The sequence below is a fragment of the Microlunatus sp. YIM B11417 genome (genome assembly GCF_059617205.1).
The window spans coordinates 405,812-424,704 of the sequence record NZ_JCAMPJ010000001.1 but is presented as its reverse complement, the minus strand read 5'-3'; the positions used below and the strand labels follow the sequence as shown (position 1 = coordinate 424,704).

Here is an 18,893-nt window from a genome sequence, read left to right as displayed (position 1 = left end):
AGGCCGACCCCGACGGCGAGGGAGCGCGTCGGGCTGGTCGCCGACCTCTGGGCGGTGCACCGGTTCGGCGCCATGGCGGCGGCCTGCGCGCTCGGGACGTTCTTGATCAACCGCTGACGGCCCGGGCGGTCCGGTCGGGAGCGAGTGCCACCGCGTCGATCTCGACCAGCCAGTCGGACTGAGCCAGACCGGCGACCTGGAGCAGGGTGTCGGCCGGGTATGGCTCGGTGAAGTACTCGCCGCGAAGCTTGATCACCGTGTCCAGGTTGGCCATGTCGGTGACCATGATCGTCACCTTCACGATGTCGGAGAGCCCGGCCCCGGCCCGGCCGAGCACGGCGGCGAGATTCGCGAAGGCCTGCCGGGCCTGGGTCTCGAAGTCCGTCCCGACGGTGCGCCCGTGCTCGTCGATGCCGGCCTGGCCGGAGACGTGAATCAGTCCGGCGGCCTCGATCGCCTGGGAGATGCGGTACGGCTCGTACCAGTCGGGTTCAGTGCTGATGCGTTGCAGGGTGGTCATGATTCGACTTTCGGCGATAGCGTCCCGATTCACAAGTACGGTCTTTGATGTGCCATACGTACACTTTGTATAGGAATGACTCGGACCAGGACTTCCGAAGGAGGGCTCATGCCGCCACGCATCGCCACCACGGCGCCGGACGAGTGCATGGTCGAGGCCGCCACCGAGGTGCTCGGCGGCAAGTGGAAGCTGGTGATCCTGCGCCACCTCCAGGACGGCACCCGCCGCTTCGGCGAGCTCCACCGCGCCATCCCGGGCGTGACGGCACGGATGCTGACCCGGCAACTGCGCGAACTCGAGGCCGACGGCCTGATCGAACGCAAGGTGTACGCCGAGGTGCCGCCGAAGGTCGAGTACTCGGTCAGCCCGATCGGCGCCAGCCTCAAGGACATCACCGACCGGCTGGAGGCCTGGGGGCATTGGTACCGAGATCAGGTGCGCGACTAGCGACGTCGCCGCAACCCGATCCCTGAGCCTGTCGAAGGGCAAGGCCCGATCAGGCCCAGGGCACTTCCGGCAACCTCAGTGCGCGACGATCATCACGCCGACCCGATCAGCCGGCGGCGCGCAGCTCGGTCGGCCGCCACACCTCGGCCAGGTCGTCCAACCGCACGCCGAGGGCACGGCTGAGCGCGACCACGGTGCCGAACGCGGGCGACGGCAGCCGCCCGCTCTCGATCTTGCGCAGCGTCTCCGGCGAGATGCCGGCGGCGGTCGCGACCTCGCCCAGGCTGGCCGAACCGCGGGCCTCACGCAGCATCGCACCGAGGCGGCGACCGGCCTCGAGCTGCTCGGGTGTCAACGGATTGCGGACCACGCCACTACCGTACCCCGGATCTCTCGGTATGATAATACCGGTATTGTTATACCGAATCCGGTTCGAGGAGTGATCATGATCCACCTGAAGTCGGCCCGCGAGATCGAGCGGATGCGCGTCGCCGGCCGGTTCGTCGCCGAGGTCCTGCAACGCCTGCGCACCGAGGTCGCTGTCGGCGTCAACCTGCTCGACCTCGAACACCTGGCCCGGCAGTTGATCAAGGACCGCGGCGCGGTGTCCTGCTACTGGGACTATGCCCCGTCGTTCGGCAGCGGCCCGTTCCGCAACGTGATCTGCCTGTCGGTGAACGATGCCGTGCTGCACGGCAAGCCGCATGATCACACCCTGGCCGACGGTGACCTGCTCAGCCTCGACCTGGCCGTGACCGTCGACGGCTGGGCCGGCGACGCCGCGGTCAGCGTGATCGCCGGAACCCCGGCCGCCGACGACGTCCGGCTGATCAGGGCGACCGAGGAGGCGCTCGCGGCGGGGATCGCCGCCGCCCAGGTGGGCAGCCGGCTGGGCGACGTGTCGGCCGCGATCACCGAGGTCGGCCACGGCTACGGCTACCCGATCAACGACCAGTTCGGCGGGCACGGCATCGGCCGGAGGATGCACGAGGACCCGCACGTGTCCAACGTCGGCCGAGCCGGCCGCGGCCTGAAGCTGCGACCAGGCCTGACCTTCTCCATCGAGCCCTGGTTCGCCCGGACCACCGACCAGATCAGCTACGACCCGGACGGCTGGACGATCAGATCCGCCGACGGCTCCCGTACCGCGCACAGCGAGCACACCATCGCGGTCACCGCCGACGGCCCGATGATCTTGACCCAGCTCTGATGATCAACAGTTCGGCGCGGACCAGGAGCGACTGGCCTTGTTGCCCAGGTGGACGTGATCATTGTGGCCGGGATAGCCCGGGCCGAGCAGCTCCTCGAAGCCGGAGGTCTTGCCCGCGTTCCACATCGTGCACTGCGGCGGGTTGCTCAACCCCAGGTCGGCCGCCTGCCCGTACATGTGCAGACTGGTCGACGAGCCGCCGGAGGCCTCGTTGCAGGACACGCTGCGGAAGCCCGACGTCACATTGAGCGGCCGGTCGCCGAGCTTGTGCCGCATGGCCTCCAGCTGCCACATGATCCGCCGGATGTTCTCCTTCGCGGTCGCTTCTGAGACCTTGCCGCCCAGGTAGTTGTTGGCGCCGCAGTTGTTGTCGAACTCCGAGTAGTCGAAGTGGATCGGCGTGCAGTCGTCGTCCTGCAGCTCATAGATCTTGGTGTACGTCGCCGAGTCCGCGACCCCGGTCGCCGGGAGCCCGTACCCGGTCTGGAAACGTTTGACGGCGGCGGCCGTGGCCGGTCCGAAGTCGCCGTCCAGGGCGAGATTCTCGCCCGAGCCGACCCAGCCCGCGACGCGAATCTGGAGCTGGGTCACGTCGGCGCCGGTGGCGCCCTGCTGCAGGGTCCGGCCCCAGGTGTAGCAGCCGTCGGCGGCCGCCCGCTCGGGAGCCAGGATGTGAAGCGTCACCGAACCGACCACGGCCAGCGCCAGTGCGGAGACAACGGAGAGGAATCGTCGAAACATCGCAGTCCTCCATCGCATCGATGGTGAGGATCGCAGTTTGTCAGGATTCAACACTCAGCGTCAATGGTTACGTCAGAAACTCACCTGGAGTTCGCCGGGCCGCTGCCGGCGGCTAACGAGCCCGCTCGAACGCGGCGATGGCGCGGTCAAGATCATCTCGGCTGTGCGCGGCCGACAGCTGGGTCCGGATTCGTGCCTTACCCCTCGGCACCACCGGGTACGAGAACGCCCGCACGTAGATGCCGTCCGCGAGCAGCCGGTCGGCCATCCGCGCCGCCTCGACCGCGTCACCGATCATGACCGGGACGATCGGGTGGTCCGACTCGGGGATCTCGAAGCCGCGCTTGATCATCTCGGAACGGAAATAGGCGGTGTTCTCGCGCAACCGGTGGAGCAGGTCGGCGGACGACTCGAGCAGGTCGAGGGTGGCGATCGCAGCAGCTGCGATGGAGGGCGCCAGCGAGTTGGAGAACAGGTATGGGCGGGACCGCTGTCGCAACATCTCCACGATCTCGGCCCGGGCCGCGGTGTAGCCGCCGGACGCTCCGCCGAGTGCCTTACCCAGCGTTCCGGTCACGATGTCGATCTTGTCCCGGACCCCGAACAGTTCCGGTGTCCCGGCGCCGCTCTCGCCGATGAAGCCGACCGCGTGTGAGTCGTCGACCATGATCAGCGCGTCGTGCTGCTCGGCCAGCTCGGCGATCTTGTCCAGCGGTGCCACGTACCCATCCATCGAGAAGACGCCGTCGGTCGCGATCAGCCGGTAACGGGCGTCCTTGGCGGCGCTCAGCTGGGCCTCGAGATCGGCCATGTCCCGGTTCTTGTAGCGGAACCGGCGCGCTTTGCAGAGCCGTACCCCGTCGATGATCGAGGCGTGGTTCAACTCGTCGGAGATGATCGCGTCGTCCGGGCCGAGCAGCGTCTCGAACAGGCCGGCGTTGGCGTCGAAGCAGGAGCTGTAGAGGATCGTGTCCTCGGTGCCGAGGAACCGGCTCAGCCGCCCCTCGAGTTCCTTGTGGATCTCCGCGGTGCCGCAGATGAACCGTACCGACGCCATCCCGAATCCCCAACGGTCCAAGGCCTGCTGGGCTGCCTTGATCATCTCGGGATGGTCGGCGAGACCCAGGTAGTTGTTGGCGCAGAGGTTCAGCACCTCCCGTTCGTCGACGCCGATCGCGGCAGCCTGCGGGGTGGTCAGCACCGATTCGGCCTTGTAGAGCCCCTCCTCCCGCAGCTGCGCCAGGTCGGCGGCCAGTTGATCCTTGATCGCTCCGTACACCCTCATCCCTTCCCTACGGTCCCTGAGCCTGTCGAGGGTCTCCCCTCACTCCCAGGTCATGATCACTTTGCCGCTGCGGCCGTCGGCCGTCGTCGCGAACGCCTTCTCGAACTCCGAGTACGGGAAGCGATGCGTGATCACGCCCGAGATGTCCAGCCCACTCTGGATCAGCACGGACATCGCGTACCAGGTCTCGTACATCTCCCGGCCGTAGATGCCCTTGATCGTCAGCATGTTCAGCACGACGGTGGCCATGTCGATGCTGATCTCCTGGCTGGGCAGGCCGAGCATCGCGATCCGGCCGCCATGGGTCATCTGCGTGATCATGTCCCGGAGCGCCGCCGGACTGCCGGACATCTCCAGGCCGACGTCGAACCCCTCCTTCATGTCCAGCGCCCGTTGCGCGTCCCGGACCGACTCACGGTCCACATTGACACCGAGGCTGACCCCGAGCGAGCGGGCCAGGTCGAGCCGGTCGTCGCTTCGATCGGTGATCACCACATGCCGGGCCCCGGCCTTGCGGCAGACCATCGCCGCCATGATCCCGATCGGCCCGGCGCCGGTCACCAGGACGTCCTCGCCGAGCATCGGGAAGGTCAGCGCGGTGTGCACGGCGTTGCCGAACGGGTCGAAGATCGCGGCGACGCCGGGATCGATCGGGTCCCGGTGCACCCAGGCGTTGCCGGACGGCAGCACCACGTACTCGGCGAACGCGCCGTCGACCTGGACGCCGATGCCGCGGGTGTTGATGCAGAGGTGGCGCCGGCCGGCGCGGCAGTTGCGGCACCGGCCGCAGACCAGATGCCCTTCGCCGCTGACGAAGTCGCCGACCGCGACGTCGGTGACACCGGAACCGACCTCGACCACCCGGCCGGCGAACTCGTGGCCGACGATCAGCGGAGCGGTGACCCGGCTCTGGGCCCAGGGGTCCCAGGCCGCGATGTGCAGGTCCGTGCCGCAGATCCCGGTCGCCGCGACCTTGATCAACACGTCACCCGGTCCGCACTGCGGCTCCGGCACGTCGACCACCTGCAACCCCGGCTCGGCCGCCGTCTTCACCAGCGCTCTCATCCGGGGTCCCCGCGGAGTTGTTCGGGGGAGCGCAGCGGAGGAGAAGAACTCCGTGGGGTGGTGTTCACGCGGTCAGCCTAACCTGCGGCTTGACCTTGACGTAGCGTCAAGGTTTGACCCTAGACGGCATGGAGACGACGCAGACCATGACCGCCGTCCGGGCGCCGCGCCGGACCGTGGCCCTCTACCTGACCTCGGGCGCACTGTCGATCTTCGGCAACGGGCTCGCGGCGATCGTGCTGCCGGTGATCGTGCTGACCCGGACCGGGCAGGTCGGCGCGGCGGCCCTGGTCGCCGCCGTGACCGCGCTCCCCCAACTGCTGGCCGCGATCGGCGGCGGCGTGATCGTCGACCGGTTCGGCCGGAAGCGGCTCGGCGTGATCGCCGATCTGGGTTCGGCCGCCTCGATCGCCGCCCTGCCGCTGATCGATCTGACCGTCGGGTTGTCGCTGGGCTGGTTCATCGCGGCGGCGTTGCTCGGCGCGATCTTCGACGTGCCCGGCATGACCGCCCGCGAGGCGCTGCTGCCGGCCGTGGCGCGGGCCGGCAGGGTCGCCGTACCGCGGCTGAGCGGGATCAACGAGGGCCTGTCCGGGCTGGGCCTGCTGATCGGCCCGGCCCTGGGCGGGCTGCTGCTCGCCTTCGCCGCACCCACCACCGCGCTCTGGGTCACCGCGCTCACCTCCGGCCTGGCCGCGCTCGCCACGGCCCTGCTGCCGCGCGGCATCGACCGGTTGCCGGAGACCGAGCGGGCGCCGGCCGGTTTCGGTCCGCGGGCGGCCCTGGCCGATCTGCGGGAAGGGCTGCGGATCCTCCGCCGGGAACCGGTCGTGCTGTGGCTGTGCAGCCTCACCGTCGGCGCGATCCTGGTGATCGGTCCGCTGGTCGGACTGCTCCTGCCGGCCTGGTTCACCAACGCCGGGCAGCCGGCGCTGATGGGTCCGGTGCTCAGCGCGATCGCCGTCGGCGGGCTGGTCGGCGCGGGCGGCTACAGCCTGTTCGGGACCAAGATCAGCAACCGGGTGGTCACGGCGAGCGGCCTGGTCGTGATGGCCGCCGGGCTGGTGGCGATGATGATCTTCCCGCCCTACCCGGTGCTGCTGACCGCGGCCGTCCTGGCCGGCGCGGGTTCGGGCTTCTTCACCCCGGTGTTCACCACCGTGATGACGGCCCGGATCCCCGAGCAGGCGTACGGCCGGGTGCTCGGCCTGCAGAACTCCGGCACCCTCGCCGCGGCGCCGGTCGGGATGGCGGTCGCCGGATTCATCGCCCAGCAGTGGGGTGTCGCGGCGGCCGGTTGGACGCTGGCCGTGCTGTGGTTGATCATCACGGCGGCGAGCCTGCTCTCGCCCTGGTTGCGCAACCTGGACCGCAGCACGGAGACCGAGGAGGACGGGTGAAGATCGGCGAACTGGCCGAACTGGCCGGTACGACGCCGCGGGCCGTCCGGCACTACCACGCCGAAGGGCTGCTGCCGGAGCCGCGCCGGCAACCGAACGGCTACCGCAGTTACGGGGTTCGCGAGCTGATCACGCTCGTCAAGATCAAGAAGCTGCGCGACGCCGGGCTGTCGCTGGCCGAGGTCCGCGACGTGATCACCGCACCGCCGGGCTCCGGCGCCTGGCGTTCGGCGATGATCATCGCGGAGCGCCGGGTGGCCGACGAGGAACGGCGGCTGCGACGGCTTCGCCGGGAGCTGCGGCGCCAGCTCGAGACCGAACTCGATCCGACCCTGCCGGCGCCGCTGGCCAAGATCTTCCAGGAACTGCGCGACTCCGGCCTGCCGCCGGCCGCGCTGGCTTTCGAGCAGGAGCTGATCCTGCTGTCGATCACGTACGAGCCGGCGGCCGCCGAGCCACTCACGGCGTATTACCGCAGCATGATCGACCGGCCCGGCTGGGCCGAGGACTTCGCCCGCTCGCACGCCGATTTCCTCACCCTCGCCGACGCCGATCCGGACGATCCACGGGTGGCCGAGTTCGCCCGGCGCACGGCCGACGACGCACTGGACCACGGGACCGATCTCCTGCTCGGCGGTGACGGCGAGCCGGTCGACCTGGACGACCCGCAGTTGGCCGACTTCTTCGACCAGTTCTCGCCCGCTCAGCACCGCGCATTGGTTCTCGCGGTCGGCTGGATCGCCGAGCAGGCCGCTCGCGGCGTGTCGGTGCCGCACGCAACCGGTGAGGCAGGTGAGACTTCTGACGACCGGTGATCCCTGCCGGGTATGAGCCGGCAGGGGGCCCGGTGTCGTTGCGGGCTGGGTCTGTCGGATCCTCGACAGGCTCAGGGCAGCACCTTCACCTCGCGGCGGGCAGCAGCCCCAGATGATCCAGCGCCCGGTAGCCATGCCCGAGATCGGTCAGTGCGCCGGCCCGTAGTTGATCATGGAACGCGGACAGCTCCCGGAGCACCACCTCGACCTGCTCCTCCCCGTCCAGCTGCTGCTCGGACACGCGTCGGCACTCGGTCGCCACCGCGGTCCAACAGCGCCGGGTCACGTTGCCGGCCAGCCAGGTGCTCCCGACCACCTCCACCTCACCCGCATAGCCCGTCTCCTCCACCAGCTCCCGCGCCGCCGCCTCCGCCGGCTCCTCACCCGGCCCGACCCCGCCGCCCGGAAGCTCGTCGAGCACCACTCCCGGCCCCGGCCGGAACTGCCGAGCCAGCACCACCCGCGAATCCTCGGTCAGGGCCAGCACCGCCACCGAGTCCGGCCCGTCGACGATGTCCCACTCACACTCCGTACCGTCAGCCAACCGATACCGCTCCGCCCGAACCCGGACGAACCCGGCCGACCCGTTCCGTCTCCCCAGCAAGATCCACGGCTCCATCGAGGCATCGTGTCAGGGTCCAGTGCCGTGATTGGGTGGAGTGGTGCAGACGTCCCGATCAGCGGCCTCTCGACGGAATGATCTTCATGGCTGACGGTGCGACGAACCCGGTCGGCGGCGCACCTCTCGTCTGGGTCCCGCCGGGATCCTTCGTCATGGGGTCCGATCGGTCGGACGTGGCTCGGCTCTGGCAGCGGTACGGCTGGGATCCGCGCTGGATCGAGGCCCAGGTCGGCGGGTCCACCTGGGTCGGCGAGTTGCACCCGCACCGGGTCGAACTGGACGGCTTCTGGCTGTATCGCGAGCCGGTGACGATCGCCCAGTTCCACCGGTTCATGATCAGCACCGGGCATCCGGCGCCGGTCGATCCGGCAGTGCACACCGAGCGGAACAGCGCCTGGCAGGAGGGTTCGCCTCGGCCCGGCTCCGCCGCGCTGCCGGTGAGCTCGGTCAGCTGGCAGGACGCCGTCGCCTACTGCGCCTGGGCCGGAGCGCGGCTGCCGACCGAGGCCGAATGGGAGTACGCGGCGAGAGGTCCCGAGGGCCGGGTGTTTCCGTGGGGTGATGACTGGGATCGGTCGGCCTGTCGCACGGTTGAGGCGATCGCGGGCCGGGCCTTCGAGGACAACGACGACTGGCGCCGGTGGCTGATCGGTGATGCCGAACATCCGGGCTGGCGCAGTGATCATGTCGCACAACTGGACGGCCCGACCGCGACGAGCCGGTATCCACGCGACCGGAGTTGGTGCGGTGCGGTCGGTCTCGCCGGGCAGGTCCGTGAGTGGTGCGCCGATTGGTACGACCCGGACTACTACCCGACCAGCCCGTCGACCAACCCGAGTGGACCCGCCCGACCGGGCGGGACCGGCGACTGCCGGGTACTGCGTGGCGGATCCTGGCTGTCGCCGGCCTACACCAGCCGGGGAGCCCAGCGCCTCTTCTACCCGCCGGACTCCCGCGACACGAACGACCACGGCTTCCGCTGCTGCGTCAACGCCTGACGAATCCGGCCTGCACCCGACCACCGGCGAGCTTCAGCTCCTCCTCCACCCGATCGGCAAAGGTCTCCAGATCGCCGCGCAGCAACGGTTTCGCCAAACGTTCCGTCCGCTGCCCACTCAGCTCACGAAGCCGCCGCGGGAGGTACTTGCCGAGACCGATCCAGTGCCCACCGGTGATCAACATCAGCTCACCGGTCTTCTCGAACAGGTTGGCGGCGACGACCTGGCGCTCGAGCGGGTCGGCGGCGTCCCGCAGGTCGTCCAGCAGGTTGGTGATCAAGTACCGGCGCGTCGCCAGGTCGGATCGATCGACTTCCGGTCCGGCGGCGAGTGTCGCCCGCCAGCGGCCACGGAGTTCGTCCAGTTCCGGGCCGCCGCGGATGACGAGGCCGTCCACCAGGATCTGGACGATCGTCGGGCGGTACTGCGTGACCCCGCGTCGGGACCACTGATCGAATCCCTCAGGCGTGTAGGCGAAGACCTCGAACACCTCGTCCTCGAACGCGTACACGGCGGCATGGCTGTCCCCTTCATCCCCGAACCCCTCAGTTCCGAGCAGCAGGAGGTCGATGTCGCTCGTTGGGGTTCGGGTGCCTGCCGCCGTGCTGCCACCCATGACGGCGAACAAGGCGGTCGGGAATCTGGCTGCGACGAATCGCTCGGTGAGGTCTGCGTAGTCCATGCTCAAAGCTCGTCCCGGAGCGCACGCATGGCCGGCAGTCCCTCGCGCCAGCGGGCGGGCCAGCCTTCGGCGACCCAGTCGGCGTGCGGCTGATGGCCGCGTTCGCCGAGCCAGACGACCTCGTCGATGGCCAGTTCGTGGCGACGGACCGCCGCCTCGGCCACGTCGAGCGGGTCGGCCCAGCCGTAGCCGTCCAGGAACGCGTCGGCTCGGGCCCGCCGGTCCGGAGCCCTGGGCAGGCCGCGACGCTCGAGCTCCGCCGGATCGCTCGTGAAGGGGGTCAGCCAGATCAGGGCGTACGCGACGTCGTCCAGCGGGTCGGCCGGCCTGGCTGCGTCCCAGTCGAACAGCCCGACCGCGCGGCCCGAGCGCCAGGTCAGGTTCGCCGGCTGCGGGTCGCCGTGGCAGATCACCGGCCCGCTCCGGTGCGGCACCGACCAGACGGCGTCGGCCGGCGGTTGCCAGTCCCGGGTCGCGTCATGGACGGCGCGGAGCAGCGCCCCGGCCGACCGGACCCCACCGAGGTCGACCTGGTGCGGCCACGCCGCCTGACCCGCGTCGCCCTCCACCAGCCGCACATATTCCAGACGATCGTCGTACCCGAGCGGTTCGGGGACCGGCAGTCCCAGCCCGAACAGGTGACCCAGGAGGGCCTGGACCGTCGCCGTCCACGGCTTCACCGGCCGCCGCACCACTCCGTCGACGATCTCGATCCTCCGCATCCGGCAACCCTAGGCCGGACAATGTGGAACTTTGCGCGGTGTCTGGTGCCCCAGAATCTCCACACTGTCGGTACGGGAGCACACTGGCCCTGTGACCGTCAGTGTTTTCGACCTGTTCAGCATCGGGATCGGACCGTCCAGTTCGCACACCGTCGGGCCGATGCGGGCCGCGAAGCGGTTCGCGGTGGCGCTGGCCGAGTCGGACCGGCTGACCGAGGTCACCCGGATCCGGGCCGAACTGTTCGGTTCGCTCGGCGCCACCGGGCACGGGCACGGCAGCTACAACGCCGTGCTGCTCGGACTGGAGGGCGAGGACCCGGAAACGGTCGACACGACATCCGGGCCGCGGCGCGCCGCGGAGGCGGTGACCGAGCGCCGGCTGCTGCTGGCGGGCAAGCACCGGATCCCGTTCAACGGCGACACCGACCTGGTGCTGCACCGCCGCAAGACGCTGCCGTTCCACCCGAACGGGATGACCTTCACGGCCTGGCACGGGGACGAGCTCGTGGACAGCCGCACCTACTACTCGATCGGCGGCGGGTTCGTCCTCGACGACGACGGCACCGGCGCCCCTGCGGTCGTGCCCGATCCGACTCCGGTCCCGTACCCCTTCCGCACCGGCACCGAGCTGCTCGACCTGTGCACCGAGCACGACCTGCCGATCTCCAGGATCGCGCTGGCCAACGAGGTCGCCCGGCGGCCCGAGCACGAGGTCCGGGCCGGGCTGCTGCGGATCTGGTCGGTGATGGCCGAGTGCGTACTGAACGGGTGCGCGACGACCGGTGTGCTGCCCGGCGGGCTCCGGGTCCGCCGCCGCGCCGCGGAGCTGAACCAGAAACTGATCGCCGAAGCGGGCACCGCTGCGTCCGACGAGGCACCTTCGGTGCGCGATCCCCTGGCCGCGATGGACTGGGTCACCCTCTGGGCGCTCGCCGTGAACGAGGAGAACGCGTCCGGCGGCCGGGTGGTCACGGCGCCGACGAACGGGGCGGCCGGCATCATCCCGGCGGTCCTGCACTACGCGGTACGGTTCGTGCCCGGCGTCGACGACGACGCGATCGTGGACTTCCTGCTGGTGGCCGGCGCGCTCGGCTCGATCTACCAGCAGACGGCCTCGATCTCGGGAGCCGAGGTGGGCTGCCAGGGCGAGGTCGGTACGGCCTGCTCGATGGCCGCCGGCGCCCTTGCCGAGCTGCTCGGCGGCACCCCGGAACAGGTCGAGAACGCCGCCGAGATCGGCATGGAGCACCACCTCGGACTGACCTGCGACCCGGTCGGCGGCCTGGTCCAGATCCCTTGCATCGAACGGAATGCGGTGGCCTCGGTGAAGGCGATCACGGCGGCCCGGCTGGCCCTGCGCGGCGACGGCCGGCACACGGTCAGCCTGGACAAGGTGATCAAGACGATGATGCAGACCGGCGCCGACATGAAGATCAAGTACAAGGAGACGGCACGCGGCGGGCTCGCCGTCAACATCGTTGAGTGCTGATCATCACAGTCCACTCCGGTAAACGCTCTCTGGCTGCCTCCCGGGGCACCAGGTAGAGTGCTGGCAGCGCAGGGTCGCGCTCAACGACCATGCGCCGCTGTTTCCACTACGGATCGTCGGGCACGTACCTGCCCGTGGAAAGGAATGTGGCATGGCCACCGTTACGTACAACCAAGCTTCCCGGGTCTACCCCGGTTCGGAGCACCCCGCCGTCGATCGCCTTGATCTCGAGATCGGTGACGGCGAGTTCATGGTCCTCGTCGGACCGTCCGGTTGTGGCAAGTCCACCTCGCTGCGGATGCTCGCCGGCCTCGAAGAGGTCAACGAGGGCAGCATCCACATCGGCGAGCGGGACGTCACCGACCTGCCGCCGAAGGACCGGGACATCGCGATGGTGTTCCAGAACTACGCGCTCTACCCGCACATGACCGTTGCCGACAACATGGGCTTCGCCCTGAAGATGGCCAACGTGCCGAAGGCGGAGCGGCAGCAGCGCGTGCTCGAGGCCGCGAAGCTGCTCGGCCTGGAGGAGTTCCTCGGCCGGAAGCCGAAGGCGCTCTCCGGTGGTCAGCGGCAGCGCGTCGCGATGGGTCGCGCCATCGTCCGGCAGCCGCAGGTCTTCCTGATGGACGAGCCGCTGTCCAACCTGGACGCGAAGCTCCGCGTTTCCACCCGCACCCAGATCGCGGCCCTGCAGACGCGGCTCGGCGTCACCACCGTGTACGTGACGCACGACCAGGTCGAGGCCATGACGATGGGCGACCGGGTCGCCGTGATGAAGGACGGCGTCCTGCAGCAGGTGGACACCCCGCTGTCGCTGTACGACAAGCCGAAGAACCTGTTCGTGGCCGGCTTCATCGGTTCGCCGGCGATGAACCTGATCGACGGCACCGTGTCCGAGGGCGGCGTCCGGGTCGGCGACTACGTCGTTCCGGTTCCGCGTGAGGTGCTGACCAAGGCCGGCGACGAGAAGACGCTGACCATCGGGATCCGTCCGGAGAACTTCGACCTCGGCGAGACCGGCATCGGTGTCGACGTGGCCGTCGTCGAGGAGCTGGGCGCGGACGCGTACCTCTACGGCACCCTCGCGGGGCTGAGCGAGGACGAGAAGCTCACCGCGCAGCAGATCGTCGGCCGGATCTCGTCCCGGCGCCCGCCGGAGCGGGGCGTCACCGTTCGCCTCGCGATCGACCCGGAGCACATCCACGTGTTCTCCCAGGCGACCGGCGATCGGCTGACCGACTGAGCCAGTCACACCACACGCCCCCGGACGGTTCGCTGTCCGGGGGCGTTGTGTTGTCGCCAGAACTCCTCAACTCGACCGCTACAGCGGAATACGGCCTCCAGGTCACGACTGGCGGAGTTTTGACGACACCTGCCGGATCGTCGCCACCACCCAGTCCGCCTCGTACACGAGGTGATCCCAGGTGAAGTGGAGCACCGTCCAGCCGTCGGCGATCAAGTTGCTCCACTTGCGCCGGTCCCGATGGAACTGTTCCCGCTGCTCGGCTCGATGGAACGCGTAGCCGTCCACCTCGATGATCAGCCGCCGGTAGCGGAAGACCACATCGAGCGGGTAGCGCTCGCCGGCACACTCGACCACGACGTTTCCCGACCAGCCACGAATGTCGGCCTGACGCAGGATGCGGTGCAGCAGCCGCTCCGCCTCCGACCACGGAGAGGACCGCGAATCCAGCAGGGCCGCCCGGCGCAGCCCGTTGCCGGCCCGGTTGGCGGTCAGCGCCAGCGCCAGCTTGAGCTGATCCATCGTGGCCGCCCCGGTCCGGAGTACCTCGTCGATGGCCTGCTCACCGGCCCAGGGCACCAGATCGAGCGCGGTGAGCGCCGGCCGCGTGATCCAGCAGCCGCGATGGCGCAGGACCAGATCGTCAGGGAGTCGCTCTCGGCAGATCCGGAAGCCGGACCGGACCGGCCGCCGGGTCTGCGCCGAGAGGGTGATCAACGGGACCGTGATCTCCGGCCAGTAGCTCAGCCAGGCCGCGGCGGGTCCGGTGATCACGGCCTCGGGCAGCCACAGCCTCGCCGCGCGGATCCTGACCTCGATGCGGTCGGCATCGGCGACGTGGCAGTAGATCCCGGGCAGCGGCCGGACCAGCTCCCCTCGCTCGACCAACCGCTGCGCGGTCCGGGCCTGGGCCGGATGATCGCGGATCCTGATCACGCCGCCGCCGTCGCGCAGCAGTCGTTCGAGTTCTGGAGTCATGCCCGGAGCATCCGACGGCCGGGTGCGCGCCGGGGCGGTTGTCCACAGGTCGAGGTGTTGTCCGTCGTGGCCGGGTGTCGTCCGGGCGCGGAGTGGAAGGATGGGTGCCGTGCCTCGCTTCATCGCCGCCCGTCCGGACTCGCGGCTGATCACCCTGCCCTGGGACGTTCCGCTGGAGGACTGGCCGACCGACACCCTGGTCGCGCTGCCGCGCGGCATCTCCCGGCACGTGGTCCGGTTCGTCCGGGTCGGGCCGGAGATCTATGCGGTCAAGGAGGTGCTGGAGCACCTGGCGATCCACGAGTACCGGCTGCTGCACGACCTGACCCGCCTGGACACACCTTCGGTGGAGCCGGTCGGGGTGGTCACCGGCCGGGTGGACGGCGCCGGCGAGCCGCTGGATTCGGTGCTGATCACCAAGCACCTGCAGTTCTCGCTGCCGTACCGCTCCCTGTTCACCCGCGGGGTACGCCAGGACACGGTCAACCGGCTGGTCGACGCGATGGTCGTGCTGCTGGCCCGGCTGCACCTGATCGGCTTCCTCTGGGGCGACGTTTCGCTGTCCAACACGCTGTTCCGGCGCGACGCAGGCTCGTTCGCCGCGTACCTGGTGGACGCCGAGACCGGAGAGCTGCACCAGGAGCTGAGCGACGGGCAGCGCGAGCACGACCTGTCGATCGCCCGGACCAACCTGTTCGGCGAGTTCAGCGACCTGGAGGCCGGCGGGCTGCTGGACGAGGCGCTGAAGCCGCTGGTGCTGGTCGAGGCGATCGAGAACCGGTACCGCGACCTGTGGTCGGAGCTGACCGGGGTCGAGGAGTTCGACGGCAGCGAGATGCACCGGATCGAGAGCCGGGTCCGGCGGCTGAACGCGCTCGGCTTCGACGTCGCCGAGCTGGACATCACCACCGACTTCGCCGGCTCGACGATCCGGATCCAGCCGAAGGTCGTCGACGCCGGGCACCACTCGCGGCGACTGCTCCGGCTGACCGGGCTCGACACCGAGGAGAACCAGGCCCGTCGGCTGCTCAATGATCTCGACTACTTCCGGGCCCGGACCGACCAGCAGAACGCCGACGAGTCGATCGTCGCGCACCAGTGGCTGACCGAGGAGTTCGAGCCGGTGGTCGAGGCGGTGCCGCACGAGCTGCGCGGCAAGCTGGAGCCGGCCGAGCTGTACCACGAGGTGCTCGAGCACCGCTGGTTCCTGTCCGAGCAGGCCGGGCACGAGGTGCCGATGATCGACGCCATCGAGTCGTACGTCAGCACGGTGCTCCGCGGCCTGCCGGACGAGGCGATCGTGTCGGCGACCGGCGACGACGGGCCCGCCCTGGCGAACCCGTACGACCCGTCGCAGGGGTTCGCCGACGATGATCAGACCAAGCCGTACGACCCGTGGGAGGACGGCGACGAGGCACCGGCGTCCGGCCCGGAGGCGACGGTCGGCTTCCTCGACATCGCCGCGTTGCGCAGGAAGGCCGAGCAGAAGGCCCGAGAGTGATCACTTAGGGTTGCGGCATGCCAGCATCAACCCTGCCCGATGACGTACGAGACTTCCTCAGGAAGGCCAATCCGGCGGTCATGGCGACCACCACGAAGGACGGCCGGCCGATCACCGCGGCCACCTGGTATCTGCTCGAGGACGACGACCGGGTCTTGATCAACTTCGACGCCGAACGGGTCCGGCTCAAGCACGTCCGCCGGGATCCCCGGTGCGCGCTGGACGTCCTCCCGCTGGACGCCTGGTACTCCCACGTCGCGCTGCAGCTCGACGTCGTCGAGATCACCGAGGACACCGGGCTGGCCGACATCGACGCGCTGGCCAAGCACTACACCGGAAACCCGTACGGGAACCGGGACCGGTCCCGGTTCAGCGCCCGGGCCGAGATCCGCAGCTGGTGGGGCTGGGGCGAGTTCGCCGGCTGACCATCAGCAGAAGGAGCCTCGCGGACCGCGACAGGGCGTCCGGAGGCCGAGCTGGGCCCAGTGCGACTCCTCCCGTTCGATGAGGGTGAAGCGGGCCTGCATCCCGCCGGCGTACGCGATCCCGCCGGCGGCGCCCCGGTTCTGGGTGAACCACTGCTTCGCCGCCGCGGCCCTCGCCCCGCCAAGGACGTCCAGCACGGCGCTGAGGTCGGCCAGGGCCAGCTCCGTCGCGCCGTCCTCCCTCCCGGTGTCCGCCGTGACGTGCAGCTGGTCCAGGCCCTTGGGCACAGCCCGGCCGGCCGAGAGTTCGAGCGTGCCGCCCTGGCTGCGAACGCATTCGAGGCTGAACTCCTCACGGCTGCACCGGTAGCCGAGCCCGGTCGCGGCCGATTCGACCAGCCGGAGGTCCCCCGGAAGCGTGGCACCGGTCACCTTCGGCTGATCCCACCCCGACCGCCAGAAGCGGATGTCGCCATCCCCCTGATGACCGCGGTCCAGCTTGACCTCGCCCCAGGTGACGTCGAACTCGGCGTTTTCCTCAGCCCATCGCTTGCGTACGGTCGTGGCGTCCGTCGAGTCCAACCCCGCGGACGCGATGAAGTCCTCGACCAGGGCCTCGAAGGTCACGTCGGGAAAGGGCGGCTCGTCGAAGCCGTAGCCATGATCGACAGTGACCGAGACCTCACCGAGGGTGCCGTCCACGGGTCCGATGAACTCCACCCTCACGGAGGAGGTGCCCAACCCCGACCAGGAGCAGGTGCGGCTGAAGACCTTGGCGAGGTTCTCGTCGGAGCAGCTGAGCCCTCGGGCCCGCAGCAGCTTGCTGAGGGCCTCGGCCTGACCGCGTGCCGGTCCCCCGGTGTCCTCGATCTTCGCGTACGTCTTCGTCGGGGTTGCCGGCGTGCTCGGCGGACCTGCCGGACTCGGCTCGGCAGGAGGGCCGGAGGGGTCGCCGGGAGCCGACGGTCCGGCGTCCGACGGTTCGGCCGGGGCAGGAGACTCCCGGCCGGTCGGCACGACCGCCTGCGACCCGGAGTTCGTACGGATGATCAAGACGCCGCACACCGCGGCCGCGATCAAGGCGAGGCTGGACAACACGATCAGCGCGATCAGGCCGCTCCGCGGCGGAGGCGGTTGTCGAGGGACGTAACCGGACATGGTCCGGATCCTGGCCAGCGCCACTGACGTGACGCTGACGTGAGATCAGGCGGTCACCAGCGCAGTGATGTCGGAGCGCTCGGACTGGACCGGGCGCCCGGTGATCAACTCGCCGTTCGCGACGTAGCCCTCCTCGCGGCCGTCCAGGTAGTTGATCAAGCGTCCGCGCCAGTCGTCGATCTCCGCGGCCCGGGTGGGGTCGTCGATCAGGTTGTGCAGTTCCTGCGGGTCGGCCTCGAGATCGAAGAACTGCTCGATCCCCTTGGCCGAGGCCCAGAGGTACTTGCGCTTCCCGTCGGTGACCCACTGCAGCGACTGATCGAAATGGGTGTGCTCACCGTGCAGGTCACGGCGCCAGACCTCGGGCGCGGCGGTCCCGGTGACGAACGGCTTCAGGCTGGCGCCGTCCACGGTGTCGGGCGTCTCGACGCCGGCGAAGTCGAGCACGGTCGGCATGATGTCGCGCAGCTCGGTGACCTCGGTGATCACCTGGCCGCGCGGAGCGTCCGGCGAGAACCTCGGGGCGGGCCGCACGATCAGCGGTACGTGAGCGCTGCCCTCGAAGCCGACCGACTTCCGGTACATGTCGTGATCACCCATCATGTCGCCGTGATCGGAGGTGAAGATGATCACGGTGTCCTCGAGCAGCTCGTAGTCGGCCAGCCCCTCGAACAGCCGGTTCAGCTGCATGTCGATGTGCGTGATCAGGCCGTAGTAGCCGGTCACGGTGCGGTGGTGGGTCTCCGGGTCGAGCCGGCCGAACTTGGTCTGGTGGTAGTTGTCCCGGCGGAACTCCTCGAACGCGTCGGCCCAGTCGCCGCGCGGCGGATCGGCGCGGGGCCGGTTGATGTACTGATCCCACGCCCACTGCGGCGGGTTGAACGGCGCATGCGGCCGGTGGAACGAGACGTAGCTGAAGAACGGAACCGTCGGGTCGCGCCGCTGCAGCCAGTCCAGCGTCTCGTGCACCACCCAGTTGGTCGGATGCAGGTATTCGTCCCGGTTCCACGGCATTGCGAGCTGCGAGTTGCAGCCCAGTCCGTCGTCGAAGTAGTCGGCGTGCGCGTCCATCCCGGGCTGGCGGCGCAGCCAGGTCAGGTAGTCGTCGTTCGCCTCCAGGTGCCGGCCGCCGGCCCGCCGGCCGAAGTGCAGGAACCCGTCGTGCAGCCGTACGTCGTCGAAGCCGCACCGGGACCGCTCCGGAAAGACGTGCATCTTGCCGATCGCCTGGGTCTGGTAGCCCTGGTCGCGCAGCACGCCCTGCATGGTGACCGGATGCGCCTCGGTGAACGGCACCCCGTCGCGATAGCCGTACCGGCCGTGCCGTTCCTGCGACTGGCCGGTGAACAGCGCCACCCGGGCCGGCACGCAGGTCGGCGTCGCGGAGTAGTTCCGGGCGAACCGGGTGCCCTCGTCGGCGATCTCGTCCAGGTGCGGGGTCTTCACCACCGGATGCCCGGCCCCGGACAGCGCGTCGCCGCGCATCTGGTCGACGCAGATCAACATCACGTTCGGCCGGTCCAGTTTGCGGTTGCGGCTTCCCGAGGCTCGCGTACTCGGGGCATACGGCACTGACACAGTCAGATCTC

At 69.5% G+C, this 18,893-nt stretch carries 20 protein-coding genes; 9 read left to right on the top strand and 11 right to left on the bottom strand.

The window, feature by feature from the left end; genetic code table 11:
• Positions 1-106: 106 nt before the first annotated feature.
• On the bottom strand, positions 107-520 hold the full coding sequence (locus AC6CCG_RS02080) for a RidA family protein (RefSeq protein WP_496652785.1): 414 nt from the start codon (positions 518-520) through the stop codon (positions 107-109).
• Positions 521-628: 108 nt separating this feature from the next.
• On the opposite strand from AC6CCG_RS02080, the gene AC6CCG_RS02075 reads away from it, so the two are divergent.
• Positions 629-967: a winged helix-turn-helix transcriptional regulator gene (locus AC6CCG_RS02075; protein WP_496652784.1), complete on the top strand. Its 339-nt coding sequence runs from the start codon at positions 629-631 to the stop codon at positions 965-967.
• A gap of 106 nt (positions 968-1,073) precedes the next feature.
• Here the strand turns inward: AC6CCG_RS02075 and AC6CCG_RS02070 are convergent, their stop codons facing one another.
• Positions 1,074-1,337, bottom strand: a complete 264-nt coding sequence (locus AC6CCG_RS02070; protein WP_496652783.1) for a helix-turn-helix domain-containing protein — start codon at positions 1,335-1,337, stop codon at positions 1,074-1,076.
• Between the two features lie 75 nt (positions 1,338-1,412).
• Here AC6CCG_RS02070 and map point away from each other — a divergent pair, with 75 nt between their 5' ends.
• The gene (gene map, locus AC6CCG_RS02065; protein ID WP_496652782.1) at positions 1,413-2,177 is read left to right on the top strand and encodes a type I methionyl aminopeptidase; all 765 of its coding nucleotides are present in this window, start codon (positions 1,413-1,415) and stop codon (positions 2,175-2,177) included.
• 3 nt (positions 2,178-2,180) lie between these two features.
• On the opposite strand, the gene AC6CCG_RS02060 is transcribed toward map, so the two are convergent.
• From AC6CCG_RS02060 to tdh, 3 genes are all read right to left on the bottom strand, one after another.
• Positions 2,181-2,918: a D-Ala-D-Ala carboxypeptidase family metallohydrolase gene (locus AC6CCG_RS02060; protein WP_496652781.1), complete on the bottom strand. Its 738-nt coding sequence runs from the start codon at positions 2,916-2,918 to the stop codon at positions 2,181-2,183.
• 112 nt (positions 2,919-3,030) lie between these two features.
• Positions 3,031-4,185 (bottom strand): glycine C-acetyltransferase, encoded by a 1,155-nt coding sequence (locus AC6CCG_RS02055; RefSeq protein WP_496654380.1) that lies wholly within the window; start codon positions 4,183-4,185, stop codon positions 3,031-3,033.
• 57 nt (positions 4,186-4,242) lie between these two features.
• Positions 4,243-5,268, bottom strand: coding sequence for an L-threonine 3-dehydrogenase (gene tdh / locus AC6CCG_RS02050; protein ID WP_496652780.1), 1,026 nt, complete (start codon positions 5,266-5,268; stop codon positions 4,243-4,245).
• Positions 5,269-5,396: 128 nt separating this feature from the next.
• Here tdh and AC6CCG_RS02045 point away from each other — a divergent pair, with 128 nt between their 5' ends.
• Both AC6CCG_RS02045 and AC6CCG_RS02040 read left to right on the top strand, forming a co-directional pair.
• Positions 5,397-6,668 carry an MFS transporter gene (locus tag AC6CCG_RS02045; RefSeq protein WP_496652779.1) on the top strand — a complete coding sequence of 424 codons (1,272 nt, stop codon included), beginning with the start codon at positions 5,397-5,399 and terminating at the stop codon, positions 6,666-6,668.
• Complete coding sequence (locus AC6CCG_RS02040) at positions 6,665-7,483, top strand: MerR family transcriptional regulator (RefSeq protein WP_496652778.1); 819 nt, start codon at positions 6,665-6,667, stop codon at positions 7,481-7,483. The genes AC6CCG_RS02045 and AC6CCG_RS02040 overlap by 4 nt, the downstream gene beginning before the upstream one ends.
• A gap of 85 nt (positions 7,484-7,568) precedes the next feature.
• On the opposite strand, the gene AC6CCG_RS02035 is transcribed toward AC6CCG_RS02040, so the two are convergent.
• Positions 7,569-8,102: an NUDIX domain-containing protein gene (locus AC6CCG_RS02035; RefSeq protein WP_496652777.1), complete on the bottom strand. Its 534-nt coding sequence runs from the start codon at positions 8,100-8,102 to the stop codon at positions 7,569-7,571.
• Between the two features lie 86 nt (positions 8,103-8,188).
• On the opposite strand from AC6CCG_RS02035, the gene AC6CCG_RS02030 reads away from it, so the two are divergent.
• The gene (locus AC6CCG_RS02030) at positions 8,189-9,103 is read left to right on the top strand and encodes a formylglycine-generating enzyme family protein (RefSeq protein ID WP_496652776.1); all 915 of its coding nucleotides are present in this window, start codon (positions 8,189-8,191) and stop codon (positions 9,101-9,103) included.
• On the opposite strand, the gene AC6CCG_RS02025 is transcribed toward AC6CCG_RS02030, so the two are convergent.
• Together AC6CCG_RS02025 and AC6CCG_RS02020 are read right to left on the bottom strand one after the other, a co-directional pair.
• Positions 9,093-9,785: a nucleotidyltransferase domain-containing protein gene (locus AC6CCG_RS02025; protein ID WP_496652775.1), complete on the bottom strand. Its 693-nt coding sequence runs from the start codon at positions 9,783-9,785 to the stop codon at positions 9,093-9,095. The genes AC6CCG_RS02030 and AC6CCG_RS02025 overlap by 11 nt on opposite strands.
• A 2-nt stretch (positions 9,786-9,787) precedes the next feature.
• A complete protein-coding gene (locus AC6CCG_RS02020) occupies positions 9,788-10,507 on the bottom strand; it encodes a phosphotransferase (protein ID WP_496652774.1) in 720 nt (239 codons plus the stop codon).
• 91 nt (positions 10,508-10,598) lie between these two features.
• Between AC6CCG_RS02020 and AC6CCG_RS02015 the strand changes: the two genes are divergently transcribed.
• Complete coding sequence (locus AC6CCG_RS02015; RefSeq protein ID WP_496652773.1) at positions 10,599-11,996, top strand: L-serine ammonia-lyase; 1,398 nt, start codon at positions 10,599-10,601, stop codon at positions 11,994-11,996.
• 151 nt (positions 11,997-12,147) lie between these two features.
• Entirely contained in the window at positions 12,148-13,242 is a 1,095-nt protein-coding gene (locus AC6CCG_RS02010; RefSeq protein ID WP_496652772.1) for an ABC transporter ATP-binding protein, read from the top strand.
• Between the two features lie 102 nt (positions 13,243-13,344).
• Here AC6CCG_RS02010 and AC6CCG_RS02005 read toward each other — a convergent pair whose 3' ends face one another.
• Positions 13,345-14,220, bottom strand: coding sequence for a DUF559 domain-containing protein (locus AC6CCG_RS02005; protein ID WP_496652771.1), 876 nt, complete (start codon positions 14,218-14,220; stop codon positions 13,345-13,347).
• A gap of 100 nt (positions 14,221-14,320) precedes the next feature.
• On the opposite strand from AC6CCG_RS02005, the gene AC6CCG_RS02000 reads away from it, so the two are divergent.
• Positions 14,321-15,721, top strand: coding sequence for a DUF4032 domain-containing protein (locus AC6CCG_RS02000; protein WP_496652770.1), 1,401 nt, complete (start codon positions 14,321-14,323; stop codon positions 15,719-15,721).
• A 17-nt stretch (positions 15,722-15,738) separates the two neighbouring features.
• Positions 15,739-16,146, top strand: coding sequence for a TIGR03618 family F420-dependent PPOX class oxidoreductase (locus tag AC6CCG_RS01995; protein WP_496652769.1), 408 nt, complete (start codon positions 15,739-15,741; stop codon positions 16,144-16,146).
• Positions 16,147-16,149: 3 nt separating this feature from the next.
• Here AC6CCG_RS01995 and AC6CCG_RS01990 read toward each other — a convergent pair whose 3' ends face one another.
• Both AC6CCG_RS01990 and AC6CCG_RS01985 read right to left on the bottom strand, forming a co-directional pair.
• A complete protein-coding gene (locus AC6CCG_RS01990; protein ID WP_496652768.1) occupies positions 16,150-17,304 on the bottom strand; it encodes a hypothetical protein in 1,155 nt (384 codons plus the stop codon).
• Positions 17,305-17,349: 45 nt separating this feature from the next.
• Entirely contained in the window at positions 17,350-18,882 is a 1,533-nt protein-coding gene (locus AC6CCG_RS01985; protein ID WP_496652767.1) for an arylsulfatase, read from the bottom strand.
• Positions 18,883-18,893 lie beyond the last annotated feature (11 nt).